The sequence below is a fragment of the Rubinisphaera italica genome (assembly GCF_007859715.1).
Lineage (GTDB): Bacteria > Planctomycetota > Planctomycetia > Planctomycetales > Planctomycetaceae > Rubinisphaera > Rubinisphaera italica.
On sequence record NZ_SJPG01000001.1, the window covers coordinates 4,344,491 to 4,359,077 of the forward strand.

Sequence of the window (14,587 nt, forward strand, 5' to 3'; positions counted from 1 at the left end):
ATTTCAACACACTCGCATGTGCTTTGTGCTGGTAAACTTCAATTTACTCTTTCTTCTCTTCTGCTTTCTTCTCTTCTGCTGGCTTCTCTTCTGCTTTCTTCTCTTCTGCTGGCTTCACCTCGGCTGGTTTCTTTTCTTCGGGCTTCTTTTCTTCGGCTGGCTTTTCTTCTGGTTTCGGCTCTTCGACTGCTGGTTTTGGTTCTTCAAAACCTGCAATGATTTCCAGTTCGGGCAAGGCAGCCTGCAGTTTTTCAACTCCCGCTTTTGTCACTCCCGACTCCCAGAGATAAAGCTTCTTCAACTTCGTCAGGCTTTCGAGTGAGGCGAGTCCGGCATCGGTCACTTTGGTGGCATACAGATTGAGATATTCCAGATTTTTCAAGCCGGAGAGATGGGTTAGCCCTTCATCGCCGATGTCTGTTTTTTCAAGATGCAGACGTGTCAGGGACTCCAGCTTTGAGATGGAAGCCAAACCCGCATTCGTGACTTTGGTGCCGCGGAGGTTGATCGCATAGACTTTTTCGAGACCGGCGAGCGGCTGGAGATTGGCATCGGTGATCTCATCACTCGAAAGATGGTAGGAAATCTCGACACGATCATCCGCTTGCGAAAGTGGCAAAACTCGGCCACCCTGTTTTTTTACGTCATCATACTGAGCATGGACTTGAGAAATTGTTGCCAGCAAAACGGTCGCAATGATGGCGAGGCGAAAAATCATTTTCTGCTCCTGTGAATTTCTGATTGAATTTGTTGATAGTTGTAGTGTATCAAGAATGAAAGATATTCGCTCACTTTTCAAGTGGATAGAGGGATCCTGTGAACTCGTCTGTACAGGAAATGAAAATGCTTGAATGATTCAAAACTGAAATGACCTTCCGCAATGTTTGGACAGGCATTCTCTTTCAGCGATTCCAACCTTTTCTATTTCTTTGCGTCTTCGTGGAGAATATGATAATTCATGAACAGATTTTAACTTTCCAGACTAAGGCCATTTTTTTGAACCTGATGTCCTGGCGGATCTATTGAATTTCGTTCTCATTTACACAGTTTGCATTTTAAACATGTTTCCTCTCTCCTTGATTGCCAAAGCCCCAATTATGAAACATATTCTTGCTGGATTGGCCCTTGTTGTTGGAGCTCTTTCTGGAGTTGTTTCTGCAGAAACTCCTGTGCTGGAGAAAGGCGATCGACTGGCGATCATCGGCGATTCGATTACCGAACAGAAACTCTACAGCAAGTTTATCGAAACGTATCTGCTGGCCTGTTATCCCGAACTGGAGATTCAGACCTTTCAGTTTGGCTGGGGTGGAGAACGGGCTCCCGGCTTTGCGGCTCGAATGGAGAACGATCTCGTCCCGTGGACCCCTGATGTGGTCACCACCTGCTACGGCATGAACGATGGTTCGTATCGCGAATACACTGAGCAGATCGGCAAAACCTATGAAGAAGGAATGCGTCGGATTATTGACCGGATGCAAAAAGCCGGAGCGACAATTGTGGTTGGCTCTCCCGGCGTTGTTGATAGTTTCACGTGGCAACGAGGCAATCCCGAATTTGATCAAGTCTATAACGACAATCTCAAACACCTCGGCCAAATTGCTAATGAACTTGCCAAAGAAAGTAAGTCACCTCATGCCGACGTGTTTGGTGAGATGATGAAATCGATGAAAGCGGCCAAAGCTGAATTGGGAGAAGAGTATCCGGTTGCTGGTGGTGATGGAGTCCATCCCGGAGCAAACGGTCATTTACTGATGGCCTACGCGTTCTTGAAAGCACTCGGATTGGACGGAAAAATCGGGACGATCACTGTCGATTTGTCAGCCGACAAAGTTGAGGCGACAACTGGTCATAAAGTGCTTAACAATAGTGATGGTAAAATCGAGTTGGAAAGTAATCGTTACCCGTTTTGCTTTTATGGTGGTTACATTGACCCGAATGGAACCTCCAGCATTTTGCCATATACTCAATTCGATGAAGAGATGAACCGCTTCATTTTGAAAGTTACTGGACTGGAAACTCCTCGTGCTGAAGTTACTTTCGGAGAGTCAACAAAAATATATACATGGGAAGAACTGAAGTCAGGAATCAATCTGGCAACGGATTTTCAGGACAACCCTTTTGTCGAACCGTTTAAGCAAGTAATGAACGAAGTCGCTCGCAAGCAGGCCTTTGAAACGCAGATGATAAAAGGAATTGTGACTAACTTTCGGCAAATGCCTGGAGAATTAGCGGACGATCCTGAAGTGCAGAATGCACTGAATACAATCCGTCGCAAAATGACAGAAATTGACGATGCCGCTTACCAAAAAGCCAAATCTGCCGTCAAACCTGTTCAATATACGATTACAGTGCGACCGCTTTCATTCAATTAAGATAAAATAATATTTTGAAAAACTTCTACATTTATTAGATTCTACGGTTTCAATCAGAAAAGAAACTGGCTCGTTAAAAGTTCGTCATCAATGCGGATCCTCATTCTTGGTCAGGTCGATGGGGGATTGAATGGCGAGCTTGTGCTGGCTGCTCGGTCACGTGGACATCGATGTGAAGTTGTTTCGATTCCCTCGGTTCGCAGTACGCTCGGTTCTTCGGGTGTGAAACTGCTGGCGAAGTCAGACTCTGGACTTGAAATTGATCTTCGAGAGTTTGATGTCTGTCTGATGCGGGGGATGCCGCCTGGCTCATTGGAGCAGATCGTCTACCGGATGGATTTGCTTTGGACGCTCGAGCAAACAGGAATGCCAATCATCAATCCCCCGAAAGCGATGGAATGTGCAATTGATAAATTCCTCACGCTTTCCCGATGTCAGCAGGCTGGGTTATCGATTCCGGAAAGCAGTTGCAGTGAAACGGTCGAAGAGGCTCTGACTGCTTTTCAGGAATTGGGAGGGGATGTTATTGCCAAGCCGATTTTCGGAGCTGAAGGCCGGGGCATGTTACGACTCACCGATTTCGAAACCGCCCGGCGTGTCTTTTATACCTGGCAACAGATCGGAGCGGTACTGTTTCAACAGCGATTCATCGATGCAGAAATGTCCGATATTCGTGTGATGGTCCTCGATGGAAAAGCAATCGGAGCAATTCGACGGACCGGAACCAATGACTTCCGCGCAAACTGTGCTCAGCAGGGAACCGCACAACGACACGTATTCACTCAGGAGGAAAGTGAGTTGGCAGTAGCCGCTTGCCGAGCGACTGGCGTCATCTTTGGCGGTGTCGATCTAATTCGCGACACTGAGGGGCAACTCTATCTTCTTGAAGTGAACGCCTGCCCTGGCTGGAAACATTTTCAAGCCGTGACAGAGATAAATATTCCACAAAGACTTATGAGTTGGCTGGAAGATCAAATATCATAGAACTAATACAATCAACTCGAATTACAAGCACGAAGCGCAAGCGAGTGTGTGTCTTGAAACCCGTGGACTCACTCGCTTGCGCTTCGTGCTTGTAGTGTTCATTCTCAGTGAACCAAACCTTCCGGCTTGTGTCGAAATCAAAATTGAGTATTGTTCTCATTTCCAATTCGCGGCGCTCGGAACGGATACCACATGATTGATGTTTACGAAGTCCCTCACGATGAATCGTCCTGGTGGCGCAGGTCGGCTGGGGGGCGTGAGGTTCTGCTAGTTTCGCTGCCGCTGGTGATCTCCTCGCTCTCTTGGACGGTGATGACATTTGTCGATCGAGTCTTCCTGAAGTGGGAATCGGGAGCAGCGATGGCGGCTGCTTTTACTGCATCGACTTTGTGGTTTGCTCTGCTCTGCCTGCCGCTCGGGATTTGTATGTATTGTGCGACGTTTGTTTCGCAGTATTCGGGGAATCATCAGCCCGCAAAAGTTGGCCCAGCCGTCTGGCAAGGATTCTGGGTCGCTGTTTTGCTCAGTCCGATATTAATGCTGGCGATCCCGCTGGCTCCGTTTCTGTTTTCTCTGGCGAAACACGAACCTCACATCACGGCTCTGGAAATCAAATACTTTCAGATCCTGTGCTGGGGTATTCCCGCGATGCTGATTGCTCAGGCACTCTCATCATTCTATTCCGGCCGCGGCAAAACGCGGATTGTGATGTGTGTCGATACGGGCGTTGCTTTGTTGAATGTTGTGTTGGATTACGTCTGGATCTTCGGCGAATTCGGCTTTCCTGCGATGGGAATTGCAGGAGCCGGCTGGGCGACGGTTGCCTCGTTGTGGGTGAAAGCGCTGATTTACGGGATGCTGGTCATTCAGAAAAAATATCGACTCGATTTTCATTCGTTTGACCTCCGTTTGAATCGGCCCTTGGTTGGGCGATTGTTGTACTATGGTGCTCCCAGCGGTTTTCAATTCGTGATCGATGTGCTCGGCTTCACCTGCTTTATCATGCTGGTCGGACGGCTCGGCGTCGTCGAAGCGGAAGCGACGAGTATGGCGTTCAGCATTGCAACACTGGCGTTCATGCCGATCTGGGGATTTGCTCAGGCGGCCAGCATTCTGGTGGGACAACATCTGGGAGAAAACCGGGACGACTTGAGTGCCCGCGCGACCTGGACCACTCTGCAGGTCAGTCTGGTTTATATGACGATCGTCTCGCTTTGTTATGTGCTTGTGCCCGGCATGTTCCTGGCTCCCTTTTTTGCAGGATCGGAATCGTCAGCCGTCGATAATGCGGCCTGGAATATGGCAATTAATCTGCTGCGATTCGTCGCCGCTTATAATCTGCTTGATGCGACGATGATGATTTTCGTCAGTGCCATAAAAGGCGCGGGCGATACGCCGTTTGTTCTGAAAGTCAGCGCGATCATGGCCAGCACGATGGTGTTCTGCAGCTGGCTGGCCGTGGAAGTGATTCACACCGGCATCTATGGCTGCTGGGGATTGATCACGATCTGGGTCTGGGTTCTGGGAATCATTTATCTAACAAGATTCATGGGCGGCAAATGGCGTTCGATGCGAGTCATCGAGCCAATTGTTGTCGAACCGGAACTTCTGGAGCAGAACGCTGCGGTTTTGAATTAATACCAGGTTAATTAAAGCAGGTTGGATTACGCGTTCCGCTAACCCAACCTGCGTGTTAAACCTGTTGAAATGCATCAAGTACTCGGGACTGGCTGAGGTGGTTTCACCTGAGGACGCCCATGATCGCGTTGTTCTTTCCAATCATTTGGTGAGTTCGAATCGTGAGGATTATAATTGGGGGATCGAAGCATTGGCTGAGGATTTCGATAATGCACCCCGTCAGGTTGCAGCATTCTTTTTTTAATTCCTTCGACCTCTTCGCTCAAACGCCGAAATTCCTGAGTCATTTCCCGAAGATGTCGGGTCAGTTGTTCGAGATCTCCGTGATGTTGTTCGGCTTGCCGAGGGTGCTCTGCAGGTTTGGGAATACTGCGTTCAATTTCTTCAGCTTCGCGGTGTAAATCCCTGGCCACTTCTCCCATTCCAGCCATCTCAAGATGTTCGGCTGCTTGATGGAGGTGCTGAATTTTTTCCAACTTTTCCTGCAAGTGGAAATGTGGGGGCCGTTCCGGGGAATGTTCTGGATGACGTTCGCGATTTTCTGGTCGACGTGCCTCAACTTCACGATTTTCTCGCAGCATCCGAGCAACGTGCTCCAATTCCTCCAGCAACTGTTGATCAAGATCTCGATCACCTCTACGGGGTGGCTGAGCGTATCCCGTGGCAGATAGAGTGCAAATCAGTGAAAATACTATCAAAAATGAGCACGAGCGGCTGAGCATAACTGAACTCCTGTACTGAAAACCTGGATGTTCTGGACTCTTTCATCCTAACAGAGTCTCCGTGGGGATGCAGGATCAGTTCTCGATTCTTACACTGCTTAAATGAGAATCCTGCAAACATTTCCGCAGGACGGATTTTACATGTTGAAAAACTGATCCATCAATAGAGAGCGAGAAGTCCTCTTCAAGATTGAACCCACCGGTTCCAGAAATGTTTTGAGAGTACTTCAGAATCAACTGAGGAATTGAGGCGATGTCGGAAGAAACGATTGATCTAGAGTCGTTACGCTGGAAAAAGTTTCCGGTCCTGGATGACGGATTTGTCTGTCTGGTCGATGTGATGGGAGATGATTCCAGCATCGTGCAGGCGGCTCGGGTCAGTTATGGTGAGGGAACGAAACGGGTTTCCGATGACCGTACACTGATCCGCTATTTGCTCCGGCATCGACACACCACGCCGTTCGAAATGGCGGAAGTCAAAATCCTTGTTCGTGTGCCGATGGACTGCTGGCGCCAATGGATTCGGCATCGAACCGCCAATGTGAATGAATACAGTACACGCTATTCAGTCGCGATTGACGGCGCGCAAACCACGCCGGTTGATCAGTGGCGAACACAGTCGACTTCAAATCGACAGGGAAGTGATCGCCCTCTTTCCGAGGAACTTGGTCAACAGCTGACGGAATCCGAACTCGCTTTTCAGAAATCGGCTCGTCAACTTTACGACGAAAGACTCGAAGCCGGCGTTGCCAGAGAGCTGGCGCGTAAAGATTTGCCGTTGTGCACATACACAGAAGCTTACTGGAAAGTCGATCTGCACAACCTGCTGCACTTTCTGGCATTGCGGATGGACTCTCATGCTCAACTGGAAATACGCCAGTATGCCAAAACGATCGGTGAAAACATCATCAAACCGCTCTTCCCGATTGCCTGGGAAGCGTTTGAAGATTATCGCATGCAGTCGATGTTCCTGACACGTCTGGATCGTGGCGTGATTGAACGGCTCAATGCGGCTGCAGCGGAGCAGAAAATTTCCCCGCCATATTCCGACGAACAATTTCTTGCGGCTCAGGATGAGACTTGGAAAGATTTGAAGCGCTGCCGGGAACGAGATGAGTGCCGTGAGAAACTGGTGCGTCTGGGATTGATGACTGAACCGACAGATACTTAATTTATGGACGATCAAGTTCAATTTTACTTGAACCTGATCCTGTTCTCTTCGTTATGTAAACCATAAATGCAGGAGCGACTGTAAATCATCAGCCTTGGATTCAAACTACTCAGGTGTGCGTATGAGAGATACTTACTCGATCATCTGGCTTGTTGCGAAGTGGTTGTTTGTAGTTCTGGTGGTGGGATTGCCGATTGTGTTTACGCAATGGTATCGGCAATATCTCAAACTTCCCGAAACAATTACGATTGCCTCCGGCACGGAAAGCGGGCAGTACCGCTGGGTTGCTGAGGAGTTGGGACGAGAGTTGACTCATCGCTATGGGATCAAAGTTTCCCAGCTAACGACGGAAGGTTCGGGCGAGAATGCGCTGAAGGTTTATCGTGGCAAAGCGGACATTGCTCTTTATCAGCGAGGGACCGTTGAACTGCAGCAGGATCAGGATGGTTTGGTTCTGGGACGATTAACTTCCATTGGCAGCCTTTACTCGGAAGTTGTGCATCTGGTTGTTGATCCAGATCATGCAGATACGCCGATTTCTGACATGCAGGAGTTTAAAATTGCCGTTGGGCCTAAACGGTCAGGCACAGAGTTGGTCGCGAAATACCTGCTGGATCAATTCCATCTGACAGAACAGGTAGAGCTGATCAATATGCCACTTCATGAAATTCGGGGGGCATTTCTGCGGGATGAAATTGATGCTGCGTTTATCACGGCTGGAGTCCAGGCTCCCCTGCTGGAACACCTGATGAAGCCAGAGGAGGATGGTTCAGCCGTTTGCGTACTGACGCCGATACCATTTACGGATGCCATTTGTCACAAATCCGGGTTTCTGGAAACTTATGTCATTCCGCAGGGAATGTACGATCAATCGCAGGCGGGAGCACCGAGTGAACCGATTACAACGTTGGCTGCTCGCGCTCAGTTGATCACTTCTCAATCCGTTTCCACACGATTGATTGAACTGATCACAACCGTTTTGAACGATCCTGAATTTCAACGTCGAGCCCGATTAAATGAATTGCTGCAGGGGGGAGAAGTCTTTGCACTTGAAGGTCTCGACTTCCCGTTACATCCGGGATCCCAGCACATTTATGAGCCTCAATTGAAGCCGCTGTTGAATGTTGACTTTGTCGAAGCAACCGAGGGGATTCGTTCCTTTGTTGTCTCACTGCTGATTGCTGCGTTCTTCCTCGTGAAATGGATTCGAGATTATCGCAATCGTAGTCAGGAACATAAGCTCGATCATTACATTAAGAAGCTGCTCGTGATTGAGCATGATCAGAAATTTCTGGATCAGAATGACCAGACCGATGATCGGAAACGCTTGCAGGATATGCTCGACGATGTGACCGATTTACGACAGCAGGCGATGAAGGAATTCACCGCTCATGAAATCAACTCCGATCAGGCGATCGCCTGTTTCGTTTCGATGTGCCATTCGTTGAGCGATAAAATCAATGCGAAAATCTCCCGCCAGCGACTCGATGCTCGACTCAAGCAATTTGCTTCTCAGATTGAAAAATCAGCCACAATAAAATGAATCACTCAGACTTTTTTCAGGATTTTCAATACTGCCGCAATTGCCAGGCCAGCAGAAATCCCAGCGATGTCCGCACACCAGTCCAGCCATTCCGGAAGCCGTCCCACCAATGCTTGTGTCATTTCGTCCAACGCTCCGAACAGACACAGTCCCAGAAAGCAGTAAAACAGACTACGCCAACGAAACGGGCGGTAGGTGATCAGACAAAGACTGACCAGCAGCCCCTGAAAGCCATAGGCGCATAAATGCAGAAGTTTGTCGGATGTTTGCGTAGGTGGGAGTTGCTCAATCGGCAAGTGCGTCATGATGAGCAGGAAAATACTGTAGGCAATAAAAATGCCCAAACTGAGTTGCTTCACAGTGCCAGCCTTAAAAATATCTGCGGAAAAACAATCTTGCAGACAAGCTGACCGATTCTGTTCCTGACGTCAACGGACAATGTCCAGAGTTGATTTCTGTCCGGCTTTTAAGTCAAACAAGTAGATTTCTTTATTCTCTTCAATCACATAGGCTATCCGTTGGTTATTAGAATCAAAGGCTGCGGGGGATAGCGTTGGTGAATCCTTAATATATTTTGATTCTTCAGCCCCGATTGTCCATTGATGAATCCCCTTTTCGGCAGTGGATTTGACGCCAAACAATAACAGCTCCTGATTTGTGAGGAATTCAATATCGCCGGCGATTAATGGTTCAGGAGGTTTGAACTCTTGAATAATGGTTTGATCCACAGGATTCACAACGGTCAACATTCCTTTATCGCCATGATTGATGACCAGTACAGAATCATCGGGAGACATCCCTATCGAATGAATGGCTCCTTTCACTTTTATACTTCCTGTTTCATTTGCTTTGAGATCGAAGAATTTGACCTCTTCATTTGCAGCGGCCGCAAAAAGTTTTCCTGAACCAGAAAATTCTATGTGCTCGTAACCCTGAAAACTTAAAGAGCCAACAGGTTGATTGGTCGTGGTGTCATAAATGTAGACGGTTTGATTCTGATCAAAAATTGCTGATTTTGTTCGGTCTTCTGAAAGCTCAAGTCGAACAAACTTTGCAGGCTGTTCAGCAACAGGAATACTTTTTGATCCATCATAGCGAACGATTTTATTTGCAAATGCAATCCAGATATTGTCATCCGTAACGTATCCGACACCATTGAGTGGACCAAGATCAATTGCGACTGTAGAAAGCGGTTTTTGACCACCAATTTCCCAAATTTCCATCGCCCCGAGAGACCGCCCAGACACTAATTTGTCACCGGTCTGGTTGAATGAGACGGAGAGGGGAAACGCACGTGGAATGAATTTTTCCTGCTTGGGAAACAGCGTATAAATCAAGACTCCAAACATCACTGCAAACACAGTTCCGAGTGAGCCAAGAATAATTGCACGTTGCTGAATATCTTCCGGCCAGAGTAAATCTTTAAGAACCGCCAGAGAGACAAAATCGGACATTTTCACAGAGGAAGATTTGACGGTCGTCGATTTCTTACCGCGTTTTTTAGCCGCCTTGAGAATCTCTTTTTCTGATCGTTCATCTCCCAGTTTCTGCAAGGCTTTAAACGCACCGCGGACAACCATCGGATCAGAATCGACAGCCAGAACTTCTATTGGACGGATCGAACGCTTATCCCCGATTTCTGCCAGAGCCTGAGAAGCGTGATAGCGAATTTCCGGCATTTGATCGCGGAGCATGGCAGTCAAAGAGAGCATCGCTGAAGGATTGCCGATTTGTCCCAGCGAGATCGCGGCCTTGATACGCACCTGAACAGTATCGCTTAAAGCTACCTCGAGAGCTTCAACCGATTCGGCGTCGCCAATATCACCCAGGGCTTTGGCACAAGCGGCTCTTACCGCTTCACTGCGATCTTCCTTGAGCATCGCTTCGAGTTCAACCACGATTGATTCATCGCCAATCGGACCGATGGCATCGACCACTCGTTCCCTGATTTCTGGTTGTGGATCTTTCAGGTTGTGCAACAGAGCAGGCATTGCCGCAGGATTTTTCAAACGTCTCAATGAATCGAGAATTTTAATCCGGAAAGTACGATCCTCTGCGATATCTGTACGATTCAACAACTCGCATAATTTGGGAACTGCTCGTTCATCACCCAGTTTCCCAAGCGTTTCCGAGGCAGCGACCAGGATATTATTTTGAGTGGATTCCAACAGAGGAATTAAAGCCGAGACGGCGGCATCGTTCCCACAGGTCGATAGTGCGATAATGACTTGCTCGCGAACCTCTTCATCGGGATCGTTCAGTGCAGCGATCAGAGCATCTTCGGCCCGCTTATCACCAAGTCGCTTCAACGCGGTTGCTGACTGCAACTTCACGCCAAGATCTTTATCACTCAATCCTCGAACTAAATAACGAATCCCTTTCGACTCCCCCAATCGGCCGATGGCTTCAATGGCATGAGAGCGGATTGTCGCAGAAGAATTGGAAGTTTGATTCGACAGGACCTCCAATGCACGAGCATCTTCCAGACGTCCCAAAGCGATTATCGCAGTCAGAACATTCGTCGCATTTCTTTCTTCAGCGGTTTCAATCAACTGGGGAACTGCTGATTCTCCGATCCGAACCAGAGCATCCGCTGCGCGAATGCTCATTTGAGGGTCTTCGTCGGCCAGACAAACCAGCGGCCCAATCGCACGGCGATCTCCCATCGCTCCTAGTCCGCTGGCAACCGCTGCTCGCATATCAACCGATTCGTGGACGAGTTGCTTGATCAGTGTTTCAAATGCAGCCTGATCTCGCGTTTCTCCGATCGATCTCGCAGCGGTTTCTCGAAGAATTGGGCGTTTATCAGTCAGATAGCTCGTCAATATTTGAATGGCATCTTCGCCGCCTGCCTCTGCCAAATCCTCAAGAGCATCGCACATTTTGTTGATCGCTGCCCGCCCATGTTCATCGTAATTCGTTTCGAGAATCTGCCGAGAGGCCTTTACAATTTTCTTACGAGCCTTGTTCTTCTTGGCAACTGAACCTGAAGAAGACTCTTCGTCCGCGGGGGCACTGATCTCGGGAGGCGAGACTTTGATTGCCTTTTTGATCGCTTTGAGTGTGAGCGGAAAATTTGAAGCCGCATCGGATCGGCGTCTTTCCCGGGTTCTTCGAAGGCCACTTGGAGACTCAAGAGGTGAAGTGACTTCTGTGTCGTTCTGGTTCAAAACGACAGAACTCTCCTGAGAGGGTTGCTTTTTCTGTGTGACTGGCTGAGTTGTCGACGTTGGCCTCGGTTTGTGCTGATGATCAGTCTGTGCAAAAGGAGACTGATAGATTTCGCTGATTGAATGAGGCTCCTGCACAGGAGAAACATCGACTGTACTTTCATCAGACCGCTGGTGCTGGGGAGGAATAGGCTTGTTGTGTGATTGAGGCCCGGACGCAGGACGCAGTTTGCCATCGGTTTTGAGTGATCGGGATATATTGAATACAGACGAAGAATTTGTTTCCGCATCTTCGGCAACAGAAAGCATATCTTCCAGGCTTAACGCATTTTGCTCAGGCTTGTTGCTGCGGTTCTCAGCAGCGGCACGATAAACACCTGATGTACGCGTTCCAGAAGTCTGTACGGGGGCGTCAAACCGATGTCCGCAATCTCGACAGCGGACCATAGCCGCTGGAACGGAGACACCACATTGACCGCAAGTTTTTGTGTTTCCAGACATGAGTGTTTTTTGCAATGTTAACTTTGCTTTTCAGAAATCGTTTCATCAATTGTGAATCAGGCACTCCCTGACTCACCCTCTATTTAAAAGAAATCCAAAGTGCCGTGAGAACGGCAGACTATTATTCATGCTTGAGTATGATGGCTCTCAGTCCAAACCGATTTGCCTCACGAATGATTATTCCAGGCAGGTTCACCATCTTCCTGTTTCAAGAACTTCCGAATATCCCTCAGTAACACCAAGAGGGAGACTGAGGCAGTAATAGACAAATGAAGTTAGAACTTTGAAGAATACAGAAAAGGTGTTAACAAATTATGAATTCTGGGATCGAGATATCGAACTCGCCTGATTTCGCTGAAAAGTCGCAATTCTTGGGGAAATTCAAGTGATTCAAAAGTCGGGAGAGTTAACGCCACCAGGTTTTCTCGGTAAGGTATCCAGCAAGGAAAATACCCGGAAATACAGAAAAATAACTGTCTCAAACAACTGAAGGATGTGCAAAGTGAGCCTGGAAGTCATCAACGGTCACCTATATGATTACCCGAAATATTACGACCTTGTTTTCGGATCTGACTGGAAAGCTGAGTTCGATTTTGTGCAGGATTGCTGCAAGAAGTTTGTTAAAAAGCCTGTGAAACGCATCTTTGAACCTGCCTGCGGCACGGGACGACTGATGTACAAACTGGCGGATGCCGGGTTTGAGGTCGCGGGTAATGATCTGAACCCCAAAGCTGTGGAATTCTGCAATAAGCGTCTGGAAAAACGCGGGCATGCTCCAACAGCCGAAGTTGGGGATATGTCGGACTTTACAGTCAAAAAGAAGTTCGATGCCGCTTTCAATATGATCAATAGTTTTCGACATCTCACCACTGAAAAACAGGCTGTCGGCCACCTGAAATGCGTTGCAGAAGCGATTAAGCAAGGGGGGATTTTTATCCTGGGTCTACACTTGAACCCGGCTGACGTGGGAGACGATTATGAAGCTGAGGAGGAATGGTCGGCTCGCCGTGGCCATTTGCAGGTCAATACTCGCTTGTGGTCGATGGAGTATCACCCCAAAACCCGGACGGAACTAATAGGCTTCACGTACGATGTGTACACACCTTCCAAGCAGTTCCGCATAGAGGATACAACTACATTTCGGTGCTATACTCGGAAGCACATGCAACAACTGATCAAAAAAGTACCCGAATGGGAGTTGGTCGAAACCTACGACTTCCACTATGACATTGATGATCCCATCGTTGTGGACGATGACACAGAAGATGTTGTTTATATCTTGCGAAAAAAATGAGTTGAAATGCCGAATTTATCAGGAATCCCATTTGGCTTCACATTTTCTTCATAGACGTGACTAGCATGGCGGGAATGTGAGATCTTAACAATTGCATATCTTAAGCCACTTCCTCAATCGGGATCTGGACCGTAGATCTTACTTATTCCCCACAATTAGCAGTCACTCGAAAACTCCAAGGACTCACGATGTCGTTCAAAACACCTAAGTTTTTATTCGCGCTCAGTTTAGCCACCTGCAGTTTTGTGGTGGGATGTACTTATGAGGAGAAGCAGGGTTCGACTGCGGCTTCGATTGTAGAAGTCGCTGGATCGAGCACGGTCTTTCCACTGTCCTCTCGTGTTGCAGAGAAAGCTGATTCTGCAATTGGTGTGAAGGCGACGGTCGCTTCGACAGGAACTGGAACCGGGATGGAGAGACTGGCCAAAAAAGAATGTGACATCACCGGAGCCTCTCGCCCGATGAAGGATTCTGAAAAAGAAGCCTGTGAGGAAAATGGCGTGGAGCCAATTGAACTGAAGGTCGGAATGGATGGACTTTCAGTGGTTGTCAATCCACAAAATGACTGGTGTTCTGCTCTGACAGTTGCTCAGTTGAAGAAACTCTGGGAACATGGCAGTCAAGTGACAAAATGGAAGCAGCTCGATGAATCCTGGCCAGATGAGCCAATCAAACTGTTTGGACCAGATGACAAGTCTGGTACTTTCGACTATTTCAATGAAGAAATCATCGGTGAAGTTCCTGAGGGTCAAAGCCCCTGCCGGGAAGACTACACACCAGCTGTGCAAGACAATGTTTTGGTCGAAGGGGTCAAAGGAGACAAATATGCCCTCGGTTACTTCGGCTATGCCTATTACATGATGAACAAGGACTCGCTCAAAATTGTCGGGATTTCCAACACAGACGATCCTGCTGATGCGGTCATTCCTACTGAAGAAACGGTCGAAAACGGAACCTATGCTCCACTTTCCCGCCCACTGTTCATTTATGTGAATACGGAATCTCTCAAGACAAAGCCTGATGTCGCCAAGCTGACAAAATATTTTCTAGGTGAGGGGCAATCCGCAGTCACAGAAGTTGGTTATGTTAAGCTTCCTGAAGCGACCCTGGAGCAAGGCAAAGCCAAGATTGATGCAGCCTTGGGGTCTGAATAAATGGCTCTGTAATCGACACTCCCTGAAGCCTTATCAGG

The 14,587-nt window shown here is 48.1% G+C and carries 11 protein-coding genes; 7 read left to right on the plus strand and 4 right to left on the minus strand.

The genetic code is table 11. The features are described from left to right. Window positions 1-43: 43 nt before the first annotated feature. Window positions 44-718, minus strand: coding sequence for a hypothetical protein (locus Pan54_RS16280; RefSeq protein WP_146504485.1), 675 nt, complete (start codon window positions 716-718; stop codon window positions 44-46). 343 nt (window positions 719-1,061) lie between these two features. On the opposite strand from Pan54_RS16280, the gene Pan54_RS16285 reads away from it, so the two are divergent. The 3 genes from Pan54_RS16285 (at window position 1,062) to Pan54_RS16295 (ending at window position 4,994) form a co-directional block, all read left to right on the plus strand. Beyond that, entirely contained in the window at window positions 1,062-2,372 is a 1,311-nt protein-coding gene (locus Pan54_RS16285) for an SGNH/GDSL hydrolase family protein (RefSeq protein ID WP_146504486.1), read from the plus strand. A gap of 90 nt (window positions 2,373-2,462) precedes the next feature. Continuing rightward, entirely contained in the window at window positions 2,463-3,356 is an 894-nt protein-coding gene (locus Pan54_RS16290) for an ATP-grasp domain-containing protein (RefSeq protein ID WP_146504487.1), read from the plus strand. Between the two features lie 192 nt (window positions 3,357-3,548). Then, window positions 3,549-4,994 carry an MATE family efflux transporter gene (locus tag Pan54_RS16295; protein WP_146504488.1) on the plus strand — a complete coding sequence of 482 codons (1,446 nt, stop codon included), beginning with the start codon at window positions 3,549-3,551 and terminating at the stop codon, window positions 4,992-4,994. A gap of 74 nt (window positions 4,995-5,068) precedes the next feature. Here the strand turns inward: Pan54_RS16295 and Pan54_RS16300 are convergent, their stop codons facing one another. Further along, window positions 5,069-5,716: a hypothetical protein gene (locus tag Pan54_RS16300; RefSeq protein ID WP_146504489.1), complete on the minus strand. Its 648-nt coding sequence runs from the start codon at window positions 5,714-5,716 to the stop codon at window positions 5,069-5,071. 253 nt (window positions 5,717-5,969) lie between these two features. On the opposite strand from Pan54_RS16300, the gene thyX reads away from it, so the two are divergent. Together thyX and Pan54_RS16310 are read left to right on the plus strand one after the other, a co-directional pair. Then, entirely contained in the window at window positions 5,970-6,887 is a 918-nt protein-coding gene (gene thyX / locus Pan54_RS16305; RefSeq protein ID WP_146504490.1) for an FAD-dependent thymidylate synthase, read from the plus strand. Between the two features lie 121 nt (window positions 6,888-7,008). Next, window positions 7,009-8,430: a TAXI family TRAP transporter solute-binding subunit gene (locus Pan54_RS16310; RefSeq protein WP_146504491.1), complete on the plus strand. Its 1,422-nt coding sequence runs from the start codon at window positions 7,009-7,011 to the stop codon at window positions 8,428-8,430. 5 nt (window positions 8,431-8,435) lie between these two features. On the opposite strand, the gene Pan54_RS16315 is transcribed toward Pan54_RS16310, so the two are convergent. Further along, window positions 8,436-8,789: a VanZ family protein gene (locus tag Pan54_RS16315; protein WP_146504492.1), complete on the minus strand. Its 354-nt coding sequence runs from the start codon at window positions 8,787-8,789 to the stop codon at window positions 8,436-8,438. A gap of 69 nt (window positions 8,790-8,858) precedes the next feature. After that, on the minus strand, window positions 8,859-12,101 hold the full coding sequence (locus Pan54_RS16320; RefSeq protein WP_146504493.1) for a HEAT repeat domain-containing protein: 3,243 nt from the start codon (window positions 12,099-12,101) through the stop codon (window positions 8,859-8,861). Between the two features lie 508 nt (window positions 12,102-12,609). On the opposite strand from Pan54_RS16320, the gene Pan54_RS16325 reads away from it, so the two are divergent. After that, entirely contained in the window at window positions 12,610-13,395 is a 786-nt protein-coding gene (locus tag Pan54_RS16325) for a class I SAM-dependent methyltransferase (protein ID WP_146506473.1), read from the plus strand. Between the two features lie 188 nt (window positions 13,396-13,583). After that, window positions 13,584-14,549, plus strand: a complete 966-nt coding sequence (locus Pan54_RS16330) for a PstS family phosphate ABC transporter substrate-binding protein (protein WP_146504494.1) — start codon at window positions 13,584-13,586, stop codon at window positions 14,547-14,549. Window positions 14,550-14,587 lie beyond the last annotated feature (38 nt).

What these genes read in the sequence shown, in the direction of transcription:
- Pan54_RS16285 (WP_146504486.1), top strand. Translation starts at nt 1,062, where the DNA reads ATGTTTCCTCTCTCCTTGATTGCCAAAGCCCCAATTATGAAACATATT.
- Pan54_RS16330 (WP_146504494.1), top strand. Translation starts at nt 13,584, where the DNA reads ATGTCGTTCAAAACACCTAAGTTTTTATTCGCGCTCAGTTTAGCCACC.
- thyX (WP_146504490.1), top strand. Translation starts at nt 5,970, where the DNA reads ATGTCGGAAGAAACGATTGATCTAGAGTCGTTACGCTGGAAAAAGTTT.
- Pan54_RS16300 (WP_146504489.1), bottom strand. Translation starts at nt 5,716, where the DNA reads ATGCTCAGCCGCTCGTGCTCATTTTTGATAGTATTTTCACTGATTTGC.
- Pan54_RS16320 (WP_146504493.1), bottom strand. Translation starts at nt 12,101, where the DNA reads ATGTCTGGAAACACAAAAACTTGCGGTCAATGTGGTGTCTCCGTTCCA.
- Pan54_RS16310 (WP_146504491.1), top strand. Translation starts at nt 7,009, where the DNA reads ATGAGAGATACTTACTCGATCATCTGGCTTGTTGCGAAGTGGTTGTTT.
- Pan54_RS16290 (WP_146504487.1), top strand. Translation starts at nt 2,463, where the DNA reads ATGCGGATCCTCATTCTTGGTCAGGTCGATGGGGGATTGAATGGCGAG.
- Pan54_RS16280 (WP_146504485.1), bottom strand. Translation starts at nt 718, where the DNA reads ATGATTTTTCGCCTCGCCATCATTGCGACCGTTTTGCTGGCAACAATT.
- Pan54_RS16295 (WP_146504488.1), top strand. Translation starts at nt 3,549, where the DNA reads ATGATTGATGTTTACGAAGTCCCTCACGATGAATCGTCCTGGTGGCGC.